Annotated in this window: 13 protein-coding genes; 3 read left to right on the top strand and 10 right to left on the bottom strand. The window is 70.0% G+C overall.

The window, feature by feature from the left end; genetic code table 11:
- Positions 1–20 precede the first annotated feature (20 nt).
- The 6 genes from ACZ5MC_RS19530 to ACZ5MC_RS19505 form a co-directional block, all read right to left on the bottom strand.
- Positions 21–1,265, bottom strand: a complete 1,245-nt coding sequence (locus tag ACZ5MC_RS19530; protein WP_306602172.1) for an MBL fold metallo-hydrolase — start codon at positions 1,263–1,265, stop codon at positions 21–23.
- Positions 1,258–4,803 (bottom strand): S8 family serine peptidase, encoded by a 3,546-nt coding sequence (locus tag ACZ5MC_RS19525; protein WP_464516563.1) that lies wholly within the window; start codon positions 4,801–4,803, stop codon positions 1,258–1,260. Before ACZ5MC_RS19525 ends, ACZ5MC_RS19530 begins: the two co-directional genes overlap by 8 nt.
- Before the next feature lie 182 nt (positions 4,804–4,985).
- Positions 4,986–6,632: an ATP-dependent nuclease gene (locus ACZ5MC_RS19520; protein WP_306602170.1), complete on the bottom strand. Its 1,647-nt coding sequence runs from the start codon at positions 6,630–6,632 to the stop codon at positions 4,986–4,988.
- 31 nt (positions 6,633–6,663) lie between these two features.
- Positions 6,664–7,095, bottom strand: coding sequence for a MarR family winged helix-turn-helix transcriptional regulator (locus ACZ5MC_RS19515; RefSeq protein WP_464516562.1), 432 nt, complete (start codon positions 7,093–7,095; stop codon positions 6,664–6,666).
- Positions 7,092–7,544, bottom strand: a complete 453-nt coding sequence (locus ACZ5MC_RS19510) for a pyridoxamine 5'-phosphate oxidase family protein (RefSeq protein ID WP_464516561.1) — start codon at positions 7,542–7,544, stop codon at positions 7,092–7,094. The genes ACZ5MC_RS19515 and ACZ5MC_RS19510 overlap by 4 nt, the downstream gene beginning before the upstream one ends.
- Positions 7,541–7,978: a YybH family protein gene (locus tag ACZ5MC_RS19505; protein ID WP_306602166.1), complete on the bottom strand. Its 438-nt coding sequence runs from the start codon at positions 7,976–7,978 to the stop codon at positions 7,541–7,543. The genes ACZ5MC_RS19510 and ACZ5MC_RS19505 overlap by 4 nt, the downstream gene beginning before the upstream one ends.
- 130 nt (positions 7,979–8,108) lie before the next feature.
- Here ACZ5MC_RS19505 and ACZ5MC_RS19500 point away from each other — a divergent pair, with 130 nt between their 5' ends.
- On the top strand, positions 8,109–8,684 hold the full coding sequence (locus ACZ5MC_RS19500) for a YdeI/OmpD-associated family protein (RefSeq protein ID WP_306602165.1): 576 nt from the start codon (positions 8,109–8,111) through the stop codon (positions 8,682–8,684).
- A 151-nt stretch (positions 8,685–8,835) separates the two neighbouring features.
- Positions 8,836–9,645 carry an FkbM family methyltransferase gene (locus ACZ5MC_RS19495; protein ID WP_464516560.1) on the top strand — a complete coding sequence of 270 codons (810 nt, stop codon included), beginning with the start codon at positions 8,836–8,838 and terminating at the stop codon, positions 9,643–9,645.
- A gap of 78 nt (positions 9,646–9,723) precedes the next feature.
- On the opposite strand, the gene ACZ5MC_RS19490 is transcribed toward ACZ5MC_RS19495, so the two are convergent.
- The 3 genes from ACZ5MC_RS19490 to ACZ5MC_RS19480 form a co-directional block, all read right to left on the bottom strand.
- A complete protein-coding gene (locus tag ACZ5MC_RS19490; RefSeq protein ID WP_464516559.1) occupies positions 9,724–10,926 on the bottom strand; it encodes a hypothetical protein in 1,203 nt (400 codons plus the stop codon).
- Positions 10,927–11,222: 296 nt separating this feature from the next.
- Positions 11,223–11,780, bottom strand: coding sequence for a dihydrofolate reductase family protein (locus ACZ5MC_RS19485; protein ID WP_464516558.1), 558 nt, complete (start codon positions 11,778–11,780; stop codon positions 11,223–11,225).
- A 236-nt stretch (positions 11,781–12,016) separates the two neighbouring features.
- On the bottom strand, positions 12,017–12,253 hold the full coding sequence (locus tag ACZ5MC_RS19480; RefSeq protein WP_464516557.1) for a hypothetical protein: 237 nt from the start codon (positions 12,251–12,253) through the stop codon (positions 12,017–12,019).
- Between the two features lie 79 nt (positions 12,254–12,332).
- Here ACZ5MC_RS19480 and ACZ5MC_RS19475 point away from each other — a divergent pair, with 79 nt between their 5' ends.
- Positions 12,333–13,322: a WD40 repeat domain-containing protein gene (locus ACZ5MC_RS19475; RefSeq protein ID WP_464516556.1), complete on the top strand. Its 990-nt coding sequence runs from the start codon at positions 12,333–12,335 to the stop codon at positions 13,320–13,322.
- A gap of 60 nt (positions 13,323–13,382) precedes the next feature.
- Here ACZ5MC_RS19475 and ACZ5MC_RS19470 read toward each other — a convergent pair whose 3' ends face one another.
- Positions 13,383–15,740, bottom strand: a complete 2,358-nt coding sequence (locus ACZ5MC_RS19470; protein WP_464516555.1) for an ABC transporter permease — start codon at positions 15,738–15,740, stop codon at positions 13,383–13,385.
- Positions 15,741–15,882: the final 142 nt, after the last annotated feature.

Raw genomic sequence — 15,882 nt, 5'->3', positions numbered from 1 at the left:
CCCGAAGGCGGGGACAGCTTCTAGAGCGTGAACTGGATGCAGGGATCCTGTTTATTGACCGGCTTGTCGGCTCGCATCACGGGTTTGGCGCATTTGCGGTTCAGGGCCTTGAGCAGGTTCGCGTTGGGCATCACCCAGTTCTTGGCGCTCTGGGCCCAGGCCGCGTTCGTGGGGATCGCGGCGTGGAGGTCCCCGCTGGTCATCCCGGAGAGGCCGCCTTCGACCAGGGTCGCGTTGTGGCTCCCGTGGTGGCCCACCTTGTAGAAGACGGTGCGGGAGAGCAGGTCCGCGGAGGTGACGTCCAGCTCGCGGCCCTTGGGATCCGTGAACCTCACCGACGGCCAGGACAGCCAGTTGCCGATCTGGGCGTCCCCCACGAAGAGCAGCACCCGGCCGGAGGCCTTCAGCTCGAAGGCCAGTACCAGGCTCGTGTTGTTGGTGTAGGTGTCCAGCTGGAGCGCCAGACGCGAGGCGCTCAGGAGCCAGTCCGAGTCGATGCGGCGCCAGGCCTCCTCGTAGAGGCCGGCGACCGGATCCGGCAGCTTCGCACGGGCATACTTGGCATCGAAGGGCGACAGCGTGCCCGGCTCGGATACGTCGAGCGCCGCCGCCGCGAAGCCGAAGGGATCGGCCGCCAGCTCATACATCTGGGTGCCCTTCGTACCGGTCTTCTTGTGCAGCATCGCCAGGTCGGCGGGGGGGCCGAGGACGTGGACCCGGACCCCCGGAAGCCAGTCGGGTTCGAGGACATCACCCGGTTTCCAGTACTTCCTCGAGGCCGCGGGGAACCAGCCCTTAACCGTGTCGAAGGTCCTCGCAGTCCCCTGGGAGAAACCGAGCATCTCCTGGACGGCCCCCCCGGTGCGGCTCGCCTCGGGGTCGGCGCTGGCGGCCAGGCCCCGGGCCGCGGCCTCCAGGGCCGCCAGGGTACGGGAGGAGGGCACGATCTTCTGGCCCGGCTTCTCGGTCCAGGCCATCCACAGCTCGGACTTCTCCATGGCCTCGAACCGGCCGGCCTCGTCGGCGAAGCCCTGCAGGTGGTCCTGGTGCTCGTGGGTGACCACGATGGCGTCCAGGCGGTTCTCCGTGACGGCTGCGATATCCTGGACGATCTCGTCGATCCCGACGCCGGGGAAGGGCGAACCGGGGAAGTAGCCGCAGTCGATGAGGACATGGCTGGTCCGGCGGGCCGTCCTGAACGTCAGGAGGTGGCAGTCGCCCAGGCCCGTGCAGTACATGCGGACGGTGACTTCGGGGTCAGTCATGGCGGATCCTCCCCGCGGCGTGGATCAGGGCGAAGCGCTGATCGGCCGAGGTGGCGAAGTAGGGGTTGTTCCGGGCGGCTTCCGCGAGGGCGAAGGCCCGGTTCCGGGCTGCGCGCTCCGGGCTGTGGGCGCTCTTGGTGATGATGTAGCGCACGGAGCGGTCGTGGCGGTCCAGGAGCACGGTCGCGCCGCTCCAGAGCTCGATCTCGACCCCGTCCTCGACGGACGTCCTCCCCTGCAGGAAGGTCAGGACGAACTGCCGGAGCATGCGACCGTCCGGCCCCTGCCGTTCGGCGATGGTGGCGGTGTGCACCTCGAAAACCGGAGCCTCGCCGCCCAGGTCGAGGCCGAGCTCGCGGGAGATCTCCTCCCGCTCCGCGGCGGGAAGCGCCAGGATATGGTCCCGCATCCGGTTGTGCAGGGTCGCCCGGGCGCCGCGGGCGAGCTTGAACATCCGCCGCCGGGCCCCGGGGCGGGGAACGCCCTCCTGGGCGGGCCCGGGATCCAGGTGGAGGAGGTGGGTGGCGAGCAGTTCCAGCTGCTGCCCGGCCGACTGGAACATCCGGCTGACGCAGTTCCCCTTCGGGCGGTGCCAGAGGAGGGTCTCCTCGCCGAAGGTGATCACGTTGGCCGGGAAGATGGCCCGCTGGCGGAAGCTTTCGGCGATGGCGATCCGGTAGCCCCAGGGATCCGAAGGCAGCAGGTCGTGGTCCGCGGTGATCAGGGCCCGGAGGTAGTCGGCGAACGTGAGGTCGACCGGGGGGCAGTAGTCCAGGGCGCGGATGCACATGTGCAGGAACTGGGAGGCGAGGGCCGTGGCCTCCCCTGCGAAGCGCCGCACGAGATCCGCCGAGATCTCGCCGCCGGGCAGGAGGCCGGTCCCGACCGTGGCGATGCGGCGGAGGTCGGCGGTCTTGGCGTCGTAGATCTTCAGGAAGGCGTCAAACACGGCCGCCACGAGGATCGCGCCCCGGTCGTGGATCTCCGTCGTATTGCCGAGGGCGAGGTAGTCCGGCCTTCCCGTGGCCGGATCGGCGCCGCCGCCGATGGCGGTGCGGAGGGCGCCGTGCATCCCGGTCGCCTCCCCGAACTCCCGGGCCATCTCCATCAGCGCGTTGCCCACCTTCAGATCGCCGCGGACCCTGCGGACCTGCGACTCGACCACGCTCGCGATGGTGAAGTGCTGGAGCAGCGCGACCAGGTCGGCGAAGCCCTCGTGGAAGGCCAGCTGGTCCGGGTTGGTGGGGTTGTTGAACCGGCGGTAGATGCCGTCGAGGATGGCGTGGGTGGTTTCGTGGGCGATGATGTCCTGGGACAGGCACGAAAAGGTTATGCCGCCCGCGTAGAGCTCCTGGGGATCCGCGGGCTCGGCCGGGAAGTAGCCGAAGAGCAGGGCCTTCTTGCCGGGATGGTAGTAGGCGTTCTGCTCCCGCAGCGCGTGGGGATGCACATGGAGGCGCTGGACGAAGGCGCTGTCGTCGGGGCTTCCCGGCTGCATCCGGGGAGACCACTGGACGCGGCGCCCCAGGGCCATCTCGAAATTCCGGATGGTGCGCATGGCCACCGCGTAGACCATCTGCTGGTGGAACTGGGGATTGCCGGGAGACTGCGGAAGGCCCTCGGAGGCGAGCAGGTGCGGGTGGTCCAGGTTCACCGGCGGGTAGAAGCAGCCGGTGGCGGGATCGTGGTCGATGACGGCGAGGTACTCCCCGCAGGGGCCCGGGTCCAGCTTCTCCCAGGGAACGTCGAGGGAGACCTTGTTGAAGCCGAAGCTCTCGAACCTCCCGGAAAGGCTCGGGTCGAAGGCGTAGGCCTGGAGCCGCCTGGCCTGGGGGGGCGGCGGATCCTCCTCCCGGACCGGGGGAGGCGGGTCGATGGGCCTGCGCGGGAGGGTTCGCAGGGGGGACCGGTAGCCGGCGTCGATGAACCGCTTCAGGGTGGCCGAGGCCTCCGGACTGTCGAGGATCGCCTTCCGGAGGTTCGCCTGCTCCTCCCCGCTCATGGAACCGCTGTCGGGGTCGGCCACGGCGGCTTCGACCTGGGGATCCCGGTGGATCAGCTGGACCGTCTCCAGCCAGAGCATCTTCCGGAACGCGTCCTCGCCCTCCCGGCCCGCCAGCGGCTGCCCTGCGTTCCCGAAGAGGACGTCCAGGGCGGGCAGGAAGACCGAATCCTCGGGTTCGGGGGCCCCGGGCTGCTCGGGAGCGCACTGCAGCGCGTCCAGGGCCGCGAGGAGGCCGGCGCCGAAGTACGTATCGCAATCCAGCAGGGGCGCCCCGGTCACGGGATGGGTGCGGCGCGCGCTCCGGAAGAGCGCCCGGCGCGTGGCCTCGGCCACCTGCCAGGGTTCCCAGCCGGCCATGGCCCCCTTGTGCTTGCGGAGGTACAGCGCCGCGGCCCCCGCCACCTGGGGCGTCGCGGAGGAGGTGCCCTGCCCGTCCAGATCGATCCTGCGGTCGTTCCGGTAGAAGGCCCAGGGGGAATTCGGCGTGTAGGCCGCGATGGCCGTGCGCATCTTGCTGGGCGGACCGTAGTTCCCGCGCATCTTCAGATCGGTGATGGTGGCGTAGGGGGCGAACCCGGCCGTGACGCCGGTGGCGGAGACCACCCGGTTGAACCGCGCGGGAAACACCGTGCTCGTGGGGCTGTGAAGGCCGAGGCCCAGGGGGACGTTGTTGCCCGCCGCCGTGACGACGAGGATCCCCCGGGCGTAGGCGCGGTTCACCACGTCGGCCCAGGCCGAGCTGCCGACGCCCCCCATGCTCATGGAGACGACATCGGTGTGGATCCCCCGCGCGTCGAGATCCAGCAGGTACTCCATCGCCTCCACGAAGCTGGAGACGCTGAAGAGCACCACCGAAGTGGCGATGCGCAGCGGAACCACGAAGGCATCCGGCGCGGCGCCCAGGAAGAATTCCAGCCCTGCGGGCTCGGCCGAGACGATGTCCGGCCCGAGCTTCCCCGCGGCCAGGATCCCTATCGTCCCCGTCCCGTGGCCGGGGTTCTTCAGGAGCCCGTGGACGTCCCGGTCCCGGACATTGGCGGGGGCGGCGTCGGGCAGGAAGTTCCGGGCGTACTGGACCCGGTCCCTGGGGAAGGCCTCGTGCTCCAGGTCGAAGCCCACATCGCAGATGGCGACGCGGGTCTCGGAGGGATGGCTGGCATTGGCGTCCAGGCGGGCCGCCTCCAGCTGGGCGTAGTCCGGCAACCGGTGCCAGCCGAAACCGGGACCCTTGAGCGGGCCCTCCACCTGATCGTGGGCCCTGCCGTCCTCCTCGGCCAGCGCCTCACGGGTCCCGGCGGGTTCCGGAAACCCCGCGGACACGTCCGGTTCGAGGAACCGTCTCTGCATCTGGAGGGCCGCTTCATGCGCCACGTCCCAGGCATCGCCCGGCCCTCCGAGTGGAATCCCCAGGTCCGCCAGGGTGAAATGCGTTCCCAGGGAGCGCTGGTCCGACACCGCCGTGCCGGCCAGGTACCTGAGATGCGCCAGCGGAGTGCCTGGCGGATTGGGGATGATCAGCTTGACGTTAGGCATGGCTTCAAGGCCTCCCTTCAGGACCGCGGGGGGAATGAATCGCCAGGGTGAGCGCACACGGATCACCGGCCCCCGGGACGGCGGGGGGAGCGGAGACCGTGTGGGCCTGGAAACGGAATGCAAGAAGAACGCAAGTAATTTAAGGCTTTGTCAGACCGCCGCAAGGGCGGTCTTTCGTTCGGTCACCCCGCCGCGCCCCCGGCGGGCATGGCCCTGTCCCGCAGGTTGCGGAAGAGTTTCGCCAGGGGGGCCGGAATGCCGGAGGGGCCGCGCTTGCCGGCTTCCTCCGCCACTTCCAGGGCCATGCCGGGCTTCGAGAAGGCGCGCAGCGCCTGGCGGATCACCACCGAGGCCGGGGCCTCCGGCTCCACCGGGCCCGCGGCGCCCCGGAACACGCCCTCGTAGCCTTCGCGCCAGAGGAAGTGCTCCAGGTCGGGATCCGCCAGGGCGGTGATGAACCGGGCCTCGGGCCGGCCCTTGAGGAGCTTCCGGGCCCGGGCCACGTAGTGGCGGCCGGCCTCGTCCCCGTCCGCGATGAGGTGCCACGGCAGGCCGAAGCGGTCGGCGAAGGCCAGGAGGGGGGCCAGCCCCGCCTGGGCGAAGGGCACGCAGTGGATCCCCTCCAGCGGGAAGTTGAGGCCCCAGACCCGGGCCAGTTCCGGCAGGAGCCAGGCCTCGGTCTCCCCCTCCACCAGGAGCCAGACCCGGGCGAAGAGACTGTCGGCATTGTGGGTCCGCACATGGAAGGCCACCCGGCGCATCTCCGTGGGGCCCAGGGCGGGTCCGTCGGGGTCCGGGAAGACCGCGGTGTCGTTGTTGCGGCGCACCAGGCGGCGCAGGGCCCGCATGGGGAAGCCGGCCATGAGCGCTCCGCTGGCGCTGGTGATCAGCTTCTGCACCGGGAGCTGGGACACCACGTTCAAGGCGGTGGCCAACTGGATGGGGTGCAGGTGGGTCTCGGGATCCTCCAGCACCAGGATGGGCCGGGCGCCCCTGCCCAGGGAGGCCCCGGCCTCCGCCTGGAGCAGGGCCCCCACCAGGGTCAGGAGGACCACCTGCCGCATGCCCGCCCCGGCGTGCCGGGCCAGGTCCGCCAGGGCGTCCCCGCCCTGGAAGCCCAGGGGTGCCTCCGCGATGTCCAGGGCCCGGCGGAACGGGGCCTCTCCGGCCGGCTGGAGGCCCTGGAAGAGCTCCGGACGGTGTTCCGCCACCCGCCTCAGGGCCTCCAGGCCCCGGGCCAGCTCGCTGGGGTGCACCTGATGGGGCACGGAGAGCAGCCGCTCGAACACCCGCCCCACGGCCTTTTCGGGATCCTCGTGCATGGCCTGGCCGGTGGCCAGGGCCGGGGCCAGGATCCCGTCCGCCAGGCGCAGCTCCCGGAAGACGAAAAGGGGGTGGTCCCGGCGGACCCGGTCCGCCAGCCGCGCCGCCTCCCCCTCCGGAAGCGGGATCTCCCGGCCCTGGGCATCCAGGAAGAGCCGGCGGACCTTGGCCCGCCCCCGGTCCAGCCGCCGCCCGCTCCACTGGAGCACCAGGCGCGCCGCGCCCGCCCCGTCGCGCCATGCGGCCGGTTCCAGCTCCGGGTGCGGGTCTCCCCTGAAGGTCAGGGTGATGCTCATGCGCCTGGCGATGGTGGTGCGGTCGTTGGCCAGGCGGTGGAAGTCCTCCTCCGTCAGGGGCCGCTCCCCGAGCGTGCTCTGCAGGGCCTCCACCAGGCTGGTCTTGCCCCAGGCGTTCTCCCCGAAGAGCACCGTGGCGTCGGGCTCCACCTCCAGCCGCAGGCGCGCGATGCCGCGGAAGTTCACGATCTCCAGACCTGTCAGCTGCATCTAGGGAGGATGGCCCAGGCGCGGGCAGGAATCAAGCCCGCTCCAGATTGGCGAGCACGCGGCCCAGGTGGGCGTCGAACCGGTCGGCCTCCTCCTCGGAGAACCCGCCGTAGAAGAGGTCGGTCATCTCCTGCGAAACCGCGCCGTAGAGCGCCTGGAGCTCCTGGTTCCCCGGGGTCAATTCCACCATCACCTTCCGGCGGTCCTCGGCACTGCGCACCCGGACGATCTGGCCGGCCGCTTCCAGCCGGTCGACCGTATGGGTCAGGGTCGATTTCCCGAGGGAGACGCGTTTGGCCAGCTCGAAAATCGTCATCGGGCCCTCCTCCCACAGCACGAACAGCACGCGCCCGTGCGCGGGATCCAGCTCGATTCCGCGCTCGCGCAGCATCCGGGCGAAGATGCGCCCGCCGATCCGATGGATCTTCGCGATGAGAAAGCCGCCTCGCCGATGCCCGGTCATAGGGATCGAAGGTCCAGGTGGAAGGTTTCCGTACCGGACCAGCCGGTGGCCGTCTCGGCGGCAAGCCTGACGACGACGCAGTCGGAATCGGAAGGGCCGCCGGGCCAGTACCTCCTCCAGCTGTCGTCCCACAGCGCCCGCTTGAGGTCCGGGGATTCGAGGATCTCCGCCACGCCGGAGAGCATCACGCCGCGACCGAGGTGCGGAAGGGCGAAATAGGCCGCGGCCGCGGGATTCGCCCGCAGTTCCCGGATCTTGCCTGACGCGGCCGACGTGCAGAAATACACGTCGAACCCCGCATCCCGCGCGCACGTCGACGGGCCCGGGAAGAGGTCCTTCCGCCGAAGGTTGACCATGGCGCGCATGCGCGGGGCCGAACCGCTCACCGTGGCGAGAAGAACGGTGTCGGCCTGGTCCAGGATGTCCAGCAGGGAGCCCTTGTCGATCACGAGGCCACCTGCGTCTTTCCAAAGGACCAGTGGGTGTGCACGATGCGCCAGCCCTCCCTCCCCTTGTGGTAGACCTCGGTGGCGTTCCAGGCCGGCCCGGCCCCATCTCTGCGCCGGTAGGTGTAGGTCATCACGGCGGTGTCGCCCAGCGCCTGCACCCTGGCATGGGACATCTCCCCGGGGGTGGCCTCGCCGGAGGGCGTCATCACCCGCCTGTAGAAGCTTCGCAGGTTCTCGAGGCCGGCGATGGGCTGCTCCAGGAAGGGATCGATGTAGACAACCTCCGGATCCGAGAGGTCCAGGAACCCATCCGCGTCCAGGCGGTCGGAACGGTCCAGCGCGGCCCGCTCCAGGGAGAGGAGGGTGGAGGGAAGGTCCGGCGCTTGCCGGAACCTCGCCTTGAGTTGGCCCAGAAGGAGCGACCGCTTGACCATGAGGCCTCCCGAGAATGGTTCGATCAAGTATAGTTCGATATAGAACTAAATGCAAGGATGCCCTCTCCTCCCCTGGCCGGCCCGGGTGTACCCTGGAGCCCAGCTGGGCGCCTGCTCCCTCGGATCCACCATGCTGATCACCACGACGCTTGAACCCGGAAACCGCAAAGCCTGGCGTGACTGGCTTGAGCGCAATCACGACACCGCGAAGGAAATCTGGCTCATCTTCACCAAGCGGGCTGCGGGTGGCGCGGCCTTCGGTTACCGGGAGGCCCTCCTGGAGGCCCTCTGCTTCGGCTGGATTGACGGCGTGCGCCAGCGATTGGACGACGAGAAGTTCGCCCAGCGCTTTTCGCCCCGGACCCGGCATTCCAGGTGGTCCCCGGTCAACCTCGCCCTGGCCAGGGAGCTGCAGGCCGCAGGCCTCCTTGCGCCCCCCGGCCTGGCTTCGCTGGATCTGGCCAAACAGCCTCCCGGAGAATCGGCCGAACCCTTCCCGCCTTCCTGGTTCATGGCCGCAATCCAGGCCGACCCGGCCGCATCGAAGAACTTCCAGGGCCTGCCCCCCTCCCACCAGCGCCGGTATGTGGGTTGGGTATCGGCCGCGAAGCGGGACGAAACGCGCCACAGGCGTATGGTTGAAGCCATCGGCCTCCTGAGGGCGAACAGGCGCCTGGGCCTTGGCCCTGGAGAGGTCCGGAAATGATCCTGGATGGGCCCTCGTGATCCCCGATGGGCGAGGGTGATCGAACGACGGGCGACAGCCGCGCTCCCGGCCCCCGGACGGGGGTGGGGGGGCGCGGATTCGGGCTGCCGGGACGGGACAGCCGGGGCGGCGGCGGTTAGGATCTGTATCCATGGATCCCCTCTTCGCGTTCCCATCGATCTTCGAAGCCCGGGAATGCCGGTACGGAAGGATGCTCTATCCGGCCAGGGACCAGTACGTGGGCCGCTCTCTGGCCCTGTACGGCGAATTCAGCGAAGGGGAGGCGGAGGTTTTCCGGCACCTGGTGCGACCGGGGGACATGGTGGTGGAGGTGGGCGCCAATCTGGGGGCCCACACGGTGCTCCTGGCGCGCCTGGCGGGCCCCCAGGGGGCGGTGCTGGCCTTCGAACCCCAGCCCATCCTCTTCCAGGTGCTGTGCGCCAACCTGGCCATGAACAACATCACCACCGTGGTGGCCGAGCAGAAGGGGCTGGGGCGAAGGACGGGGTTCGCGCACATTCCGTCCCTGGACTACGGCGCCGACGCGAATTTCGGCGGCCTGAGCCTGGAGCAGGAGACCGAAGGGGAGAAGGTGCCCGTGGCGATCCTGGATGCCTACCGGCTGCGGGCCTGTGCCTTCATCAAGATCGACGTGGAGGGCATGGAGGCCCAGGTGCTGGAAGGCGCCGCCGAGACCCTCCACCGGCTGCGCCCGGCCCTCTACGTGGAAAACGACCGCCGGGAGAAGTCCCAGGAGCTCATTGAACTGCTGCAGGCCATGGACTACCGTCTCTGGTGGCACACCCCGCCCTTGTTCCACGCCGACAATTTCGCGGGCAATCCGGAGAATGTCTTCGGCACGCTGGTCTCCCTGAACCTTCTCTGCATCCCCCGGGAAAAGGCCTTCAAGACCAATCTCAAGGAAGTGGCGGGCCCGGGGGATTGGGTGGGCGGGGCCTGACCGTCTCCCCCCTGGCCCTGAACCCGCCAGCGAAACCGCCTCCGCTGGAACCGGCGCCAGGGTGGCGAGGGCGTCGGCTCAGGACCGGGGCACGCTGGGCGAGACCGGCGCCGCTGGCCAGGCGTCCTTCAGGATGCACAGAAGGCGTGGGGTCTGGGTGCGCACCACCTCGGCGCTGGCGACGGCCTGGGCAAGCGCCCCGCTTCCCTTGCCGTCCATCTTGAACCATTCGAACTCCGCGCCCGCGCCCGTGACCACGAGGTTGGCCCGGCAGCCCCTCTGGGCGTCCACCAGGGCGAACGTGCCGGCGTCCGAATCAAACGCCAGCACGGCGCTTCCGCCCGCCGGGATCTGGATGCGGTTGCCCATGGGCACGGCCCGGAGTTCGCCGTCCTTCGCCACGCTGTAGTTCTGGCCGTTGCCCGGTGCCGGCCGGAGGCTCCACGGGCTCCTGGAGCGGTTGTGCACGGCGAACCAGCCCTTTCCGGCCAGGTTCCTGTGCATGGCTGCCGGAAGCTGCCACGGGGCGCGAGGGCCGGGCGAATCGACCGGGAAGCTCCTGCTTTCCGCGCCCGGGCGGGCGTTCCCGACCGGCGTGGCGGGCAGGGAGGTGCGGGGCGAGGGGTCGACCCGGTAGGTGGGCGTCGCCAGGATGCGGCCGTTGACGGGTTCCTCCAGGTCGGAAGCGAAGGCCAGGCCCCGGGAATGCACGGACGGCGAGGGCGGTTCCTGGGTGCTGCCGGTGGTCCCGTCCAGGGCGGCCAGGGCCGCCCCGGGGGTGTGTTCCAGGGACCCGCTGGGCGTGATGGTGAAGGTGCAATAGGGGGTTTCCCGGGTGCCCAGCCGCGATCCGGGCTGGGCCTTGGTCTCGGCCGGCGTGGCGAAGGCAAGCCGCAGGGCATTGCCCTGGACCCTGCCGAAATCATCCTCCTTGCGCATGAGGTAGAGTTCCAGGGTGGGAGGCTCCGCCGGGAACTCGAACTGCAGGAGCACCTTGGACCGGGCCGGCAGCAGGTGCGCGCCCGGCTCCAGGCCGGTGGCCGCCACCGGGCCCGGATCCTTCGGCTCAAAGGGCAGCACCTTGAGCGCCACCCCACCCTTCTCCAGATGGGCCTTCATATCCAGCACGGACCAGTCGTACTCCATCTGGTTCTCGATGGCAACGAAGGCGGAACCGGCCTGAAGCGAGGCGCCGGAGGCCAGCACCAGGGCGGCCGCGACGAGCGGCGAGCGTAGCGCATGGGCGGGCGCATTGAGCGGTTTCGGGAGCGGGTTGTACATCTCTTCTTCTCCAGGTGGTCGGGATCCTTCAGCGCCGGCGGGTGCCGTCACCCCTTCGAACCCGCACCTGGCGTTGCCCTCTGGATCCCGGGATGGTGAAGGACCTCACGAAGGAGGGCCTTGCCCAATTCCTACGTAGGGGCGGACCTTTCATGACGTTGGGGTGGATGGCGCGGGTTGTGCGGGCGGGGAAATCCGCCCTTCGAATGGGTGGACCCAACTTCGCATTGGTTCCCGAAACCGTTCCGGGTCACGCCTTCGCTTCCAGGCCCCGGGCTGCGGTCAGGCGGATGATTTCAAGGTCGGGCCGTCTCCACCCATGGCGCCCGATGCCCGGTGACGGCATATTCCGTCTGGACCAGGCCGCTGGGGAAGTCGCGGGTGGCGACATGGCGCAGGTGGACATCGTGAGGCAGGGTTCCGAACAGGGGAATGCCCTCGCCGATGAGCACCGGCACGCGCGTGATGATGAGGCGATCGACCCTTCCCGCCCGGAGGAACCCCTGGATGGTGACTCCGCCATCGACGTAGAGGTGGGTGATGCCCCTTGCGGCGAGCTGGTCGATGATCCGGTCGGGCGACCCCGCCATCCGCTCCACGGGGCCGCCCCCGGCCCGGGCCAGGTCCAGGGGATGGCCGCTCAGGACCACGACCCGTTTGGAACCATAGGGCCATTCTCCGAGCGTCAGCACCTTCTCGAAGGTCCTCCGGCCCATGACGAGCGCATCCACGCCCGCCAGGAATTCGACGTAGCCGTGAGACTCGTCCTCCCCTTCGGGAAGCCAATCGAGATCATCGTTCGGGCGTGCGAGAAACCCGTCGACGCTGACACCGACAAAGACGGAAACCGTCATTCCATCCTCCAGGGGAAGGTGCAACCTCCGGAAACCCGGCGTGAATTTCCTGAGGGACTGTAAACCCGAGCCGGCCGGTCTGTCACCCGGAACGAAGCCCTCCGGCGGGACACGGGCACGGCCGTCCCTGTCTTCGGCCGAAGGAACCCATCCGATATACGGTTCATACAGGATGAGTCAGACCCATCTGCTGACACGTCCAAGGAGAACCACGTGAGAATTCCAACGCTACCTCATCAAACGCGCCTTGCGCTGCTCCTGGGGATCGGTGTGGCCACCTCGGCCATGGTTCCGCGGGCCGGAAGCCCTTCCGGCAGGAACGGAACCCGCGAAACCCCGGCCGTCGTGCAGGCCGGCTCCTCCAGCTCCAGCTCCTCCACCTGCCCCAGCCTGAATCCCTCCGCCGCTCCAGGCAGGGGCAGCAGCTCCAGCTCCAGCTCCAGTTCCACGTCCAGCACAAGGCCGGCCGCCAAGTCCAACTTCCTTACCATCTCGGGATTCAACCCGCGGACGGCCGGATTGCCGGGATTCACCTCCAAGGTCGAACGGGGAATGACCGCCCTGCTGGAGGACAAGGCCCTTCCCGCGCACCAGGGTCTTTCCCTGACCCGGCCCGCCGCCGAGGACACCCGGTGCCTGCTGGGCACCGACACGCCCGGCGCCAAGTCGCACTGGCTGGCGTGCATGGATGCCTCGAACCTGGCCGGCAAGGACGCCCTGCTGGGCAGGCTGGGATTTTCCGAACAGGATGGCGAGGTGCGCCTGGTGGAATGGATCCATCCGGAACTCGCCATCGTTTCGACGGGCGAAGGGGCCCTGCATCTGGTCTCCCTCAGCCCATCGAACCAGCTTGCCATCCATGGGAAGCTGCCCGAGATCCACAAGGCCACGCTGCGGGAATTGGCCATCAACCAGGGAAACAGGGCCCAGTTCGCGGCGGGCGGATATGACCGCGGCCTCACCCTGGTGGACCTGGAGCGGCCGGAGGCGTTCCGGAAGCTCGAGCAGACCGGCGTCATCGGTTCGGTGGCCTGGCCCGGATGGAACCAGGGCGTCTGCCCCAGCCTGACCCTGGATGACGGCACCCTGCTCATCTACGACACCCGGGTCGGCGGCGCGATCCCGCCCGCCTTCAAGGCCACCTTCGGCAAGAAGGACCTCTTCGCCCACGCCCGGTACAGCGACACCAACCTGTTCGTGGGGTTCGGCGACGGTGAGATCCAGCACATCGACAACCGGGTCACGGACCGCATCCTGCACCGGTTCCAGGATCCCTACTGCCTGGCCGTCGGTCACCTGGAGTACCACCCGGCCCGGAACCTCCTGCTGGTCTCCGGCATCCCGGACCTCACCGTCTGGCGGGTCGACAAGGCCACGGCCACGGCGAGTCCGGTCTGCCACTTCGGGCCCGGAGAGGCGCCTTTGTCGGGGGACACGCAGGTGAACGCCACCTTCACGGAATCCGGGGATGTCCTGGCCGCCGGCACCGCCGGGACCCTGTCCCGCATCACCCTGTCCGAACCCGGAACCGCGGGCCTGTGATGCGCCCGCCGCCCTCCAGGGGGGTCGTGCCGGCCCTCCGGAGGGCGGAGGGCCGGTTCCTCACTCGGAACGAAGCGCCGCGGCGGGCTGGGTCCGCGCGGCCCGCAGGGCGGGGGTGAGCCCCGCCACGAGGCCCGTGAGTCCCAGGGCCAGGACTGCGGGGGCGAGGATGGCCGGGTCGGCGGCCTCGACGCCCAGGAACTGGTGCCGCAGGACGCGCGACAACCCCCAGGTCAGGGCGCCGCCCAGGACCAGGCCCGAACCCAGGAGCCACGCGACCCGGCGGAACACCCGTCCGAAGAGCTGGACCGGCGTGGCGCCGAGCGCCAGGCGGATCCCCCATTCCCGTTTCTGCCGGGCCGCGGCCTGGGAGAGGGTGCCGGCCAGCCCGACACCGGCCAGGAGGGCCGCCAGCAGTCCCGCGGCCAGCGTCTGCCCGCGAATCTGCCTGGGCTCCTCGCCTTCCTGGGCCGCCCGGGCCGCGAGGTTCTGGAATTCCCGGAATCGGGCGTTCCCGTCCACCTGGCGAACCACCTGTTTCACGACGTCCTGGAGTGCGGCGGCCGGGGCGGAACTGCGCACGTAGATCGTCAGGTACCCGGAATCCCGGAGCGCCAGGGGCGTGTAGACCGCCGGGATGGGTTCCCGGACGAGCCTGCTCATGCGGGCTTCCCCGACGACGCCCACGACCTCGAGGGCCGGCCCGTTCGCAGCGCCCAGGTGGAGGGTCCGGCCCAGGGCCGCCGCCTCCCCCCAGCAGCGCCGGGCGAATTGGAGGCTGACCAGGCAGGCTCCCGCCTCCCGCTCTTCCGGATTCCGCCCCGCCAGAAGGGGAATTCCCAGGGTCTGGAAATACTCCGGGCTGACGGCATGCTGGCCGGCCTCCAGGTAGCCCTGGCCTCCCTCCGGCCAGACGTTGCCGCTGTGGCCCTGGTCGACCAGGGGCCGCGTGTTGGACATGGCGGCCGATTGGATGCCCGGCGTCTCCTTCAAGGACTGGAGCACCTGGCGCTGGAAGGCCAGACCCCGGTCCAGGCCATCGCCGCCGCCCCCCAAGCTCACGACCGCCACGCTCAGATCCGTGAGGCGGTAGCCGGGATCGATGCGCTGGAGCCGCTCCAGGGCCCGGAGGCTCATGCCGGCACCCACCAGCAGGGCGAAGGCCAGCGCGAACTGGATCACCGCGAGCCATCCGCGCAGGAAGGTGCTGCCCCTGGACGCCGAGGCCGTCCCCCCCTCGCGCAGGGCTTCGTTGAGATCCAGGCGGGAAGCCCAGCGGATCGGGAGGAAGGCCGTGAGGAGCACCGAGGCCCCCAGGGCCCCGGCCATGAGCCCCAGGACCGGCCCGCCAAGGGCCTCTCCGGGCAGGAGGTCCAGCCTCTGAAGGCTGGCCAGGAGGCCTACGGCCAGAAGGCCGCCGAAACCGCACAGCACCGCCGCCTCCGCCAGGATGGGCCGGCCCATGCCGAAGGTCCCGGCCCCGAAGGCCGAGCGCAGGCCCCATTCCCGGGTGCGGTCGAGGTTCCGGGCCAGCATGAGGTGGGCGGCGTTGGCGCAGGCCAGCAGCAGGACCAGCAGTCCCGAAAGGACCGTCATCGCCAGCCCCGGCGCCTGGCGGGCCCGCCAATACGCGAGCAGGCCGCGGGCCTTGATCCCCCAGGAACGGTCACCCGCGGGCCGGGGCGGCCCCAGGGAGGGCGCCAGGCGGTCCAGCTCCAGCTGGAGCGCGGCCAGGGAGGCCCCCTTCGCCAGCCGCCCGAAGACCCAGCAGCTCGGCCCGGCCCGCCCGCGTTCCCCCGGCCGGAAGACCAGGGGCTGGAACGCGACGGCATCGCCCATGAAGAAGGGAAGGCGGCGCTGGGGCGCCAGGACCCCGACGATCTGGTGCGGGGCGCCGTCCAGGATGAGGCTCCGGCCCACGGCCCCCGGGTCGCCGCCGAAGGCCCGCCGCCAGAACCGGTCGGTCAGGATGAGGACGGGGGGCCCTCCGGGGGCGGATTCCTCGGAGGTGAAGTCCCGGCCATGGCCCAGCGGCAGGCCGAGCACGCCGAAGAATCCCGCGCTGACCAGGGCGGTGCGCACCTGCCGGCTCCCTTCGGGGGTTTCCAGGTCGAGGGTGCTGTCCCTGCAGGCGGCGAGGCCCTCCAGGGTCCGGACCTCCCTGCGCAGGTCCTCGAAATCCGGCGCGCTGACCGGGCGCAGGAAGGCTGCGCCCTCCGGCCCTTCCCCGGAAAGGCAGACGACCCGCCCCGGCTCCCGGAAATGGAAGGGATGCCCCAGCAGGTCCCAGGCCGGGGCCAGGGCCGCGAGCGCCCCGGCCAGTCCGATGGCCAAGGTGAGCACCGCCGCCGCGGCATACCCCGGCGCGCGCCGGAGGGACCGGAAAACCTGCCCAAGCTGTCGGAAGAATCCCGCCATCACGCGCTCCCGGATCGAAAAACGGTTTGAAGGTGAACCCGGGGCATCGCCAATCGCATGCCAATTTGGGAATGACAATGATATTAACAACTACGATTCAGCCGTCCGTCCAGGGGCAGGCTCCGCGTCCCGGATCCGGGAT

This window comes from Mesoterricola sp. JemC181 (assembly GCF_055384585.1).
Note: the sequence above shows the minus strand (reverse complement) of the source record. Positions and strands in the feature narration are given on the sequence as shown.